This window comes from Pseudomonas morbosilactucae, from assembly GCF_023241715.1.
Taxonomy (GTDB): domain Bacteria; phylum Pseudomonadota; class Gammaproteobacteria; order Pseudomonadales; family Pseudomonadaceae; genus Aquipseudomonas; species Aquipseudomonas morbosilactucae.
The window spans coordinates 1-1,386 of record NZ_JALQCW010000104.1 but is presented as its reverse complement, the minus strand read 5'-3'; the positions used below and the strand labels follow the sequence as shown (position 1 = coordinate 1,386).

Annotated in this window: 3 protein-coding genes; 2 read left to right on the top strand and 1 reads right to left on the bottom strand. The window is 60.4% G+C overall.

Annotated features, from left to right (window positions below):
- The first annotated feature begins 4 nt into the window (after positions 1-4).
- Together M1B34_RS31260 and M1B34_RS31255 are read left to right on the top strand one after the other, a co-directional pair.
- Complete coding sequence (locus M1B34_RS31260) at positions 5-553, top strand: glycoside hydrolase family 19 protein (protein ID WP_268267139.1); 549 nt, start codon at positions 5-7, stop codon at positions 551-553.
- Entirely contained in the window at positions 550-1,083 is a 534-nt protein-coding gene (locus M1B34_RS31255) for a lysis system i-spanin subunit Rz (RefSeq protein ID WP_268267138.1), read from the top strand. Before M1B34_RS31260 ends, M1B34_RS31255 begins: the two co-directional genes overlap by 4 nt.
- A gap of 38 nt (positions 1,084-1,121) precedes the next feature.
- Here M1B34_RS31255 and M1B34_RS31250 read toward each other — a convergent pair whose 3' ends face one another.
- Positions 1,122-1,298: a DUF3606 domain-containing protein gene (locus M1B34_RS31250; protein WP_268267137.1), complete on the bottom strand. Its 177-nt coding sequence runs from the start codon at positions 1,296-1,298 to the stop codon at positions 1,122-1,124.
- Between the last annotated feature and the right edge of the window lie 88 nt (positions 1,299-1,386).

Below are 1,386 nucleotides of genomic sequence, written 5' to 3'. Positions count from 1 at the left end.
CCCAATGACCATCACTGCGCAGCAGCTGCTGCAGATCCTCCCCAACGCCGGCAAAAAGCCGCGTTTTGTTCCTGCACTCAACGCGGCCATGGGCAAGTACGGCATCGTCACCCGGCTGCGCATCGCGGCCTTCATCGCTCAGATCGGCCACGAGTCCGGCCAGTTGCAATGGGTGCGCGAGCTGGGTGGCCACGACTACCTGGCCAAGTATGACACCGGGACCTTGGCCAAGCGCCTGGGCAATACCCCCGATGCGGATGGCGACGGTCAGAAGTACCGGGGCAGGGGGCTGATTCAGATCACCGGTCGGGCCAACTACGAAGCCTGCAGCGAAGCTCTGTTTGGCGATGCTCGACTGCTCAACACCCCGGAACTGTTGGAGCACCCGGTGTATGCCGCGATGTCGGCGGCCTGGTTCTGGCATCGAGTTGGGCTGAACACCCAGGCCGACAAGGGCGACTTTCTCACCATCACCAAGCGCATCAACGGCGGTACCAACGGCCTGGCCGACCGCGAGGAGTTGTATGAGCGTGCGCTGAAGGTGCTGCCTTGAGTGCGTTGGGTATGCGAGGGCTGATTGCCGCCCTGGTCCTGGGGCTTGCCCTGGGCGCCTGGGCGGCTTGGGCCTGGCAAGCCAGCCACTACGGCAAGCAACTGGCCGAGCAGGCCGAGGCCTATGGACGTGATCGCGAGCAGGCCGCGGTGGCGGTGATCGACTGGCAGGAAAGCCAGCAGGCCGAGCGCCGGGCGCTGGAGGATCGCCTGAAGGCGAATGATCAAACCCACTACAAGGAGCTACGTGATGCTCAAACCTATCAGGCTCGCCTGCGTGACCAGCTGGCTACTGCTGATGTACGGCTGTCAGTCCTACTTGCCGCCGCCCCGAGTGGTGGCGGTGGGTTGTCAACCGCCGCCAGCGCCGGCAGCGTGGTTCATGGAGGCGCGAGAGCCGAACTTGACCCAGCGGCTGCTCAACGAATTGTCGCCATCGCTGGAGACGGCGACCAAGGATTGATTGCCCTGGCGGCCTGCCAGGACTACGTCAAAGAAGTCACAAGGACCGTGATGCTTGATAGGTATTGAAACGAAAAATGCCCCTGAGTTTCAGGGGCATTAACAACTTACTTCTTGAGGTGTTTCCTGACATCGTCAGCGTAAACGCCAACCTCTTTCACTGCTTTTTTTAGCTGATCTTCCGTCACACCTAACTTTTTCGACCAGTCGCGCAGCTCATGCGACTGGTTGACGTTCACCTTGTCCCGATCCGCTTTACCAGTTTTCGTGAGGTCATCAGGCATTTTTCGCGCTCCGTTGAGTCGGAATTAATCCAACTGGGTTTGGCTTAAATTAAGCCGGAGCCTTCCAGCTAAGCAGGGCGGTACCGTC

Bases quoted from the DNA above. Each gene is read 5' to 3' on its own strand.
- M1B34_RS31260 (WP_268267139.1), top strand. From the start codon at position 5: ATGACCATCACTGCGCAGCAGCTGCTGCAGATCCTCCCCAACGCCGGC.
- M1B34_RS31250 (WP_268267137.1), bottom strand. From the start codon at position 1,298: ATGCCTGATGACCTCACGAAAACTGGTAAAGCGGATCGGGACAAGGTG.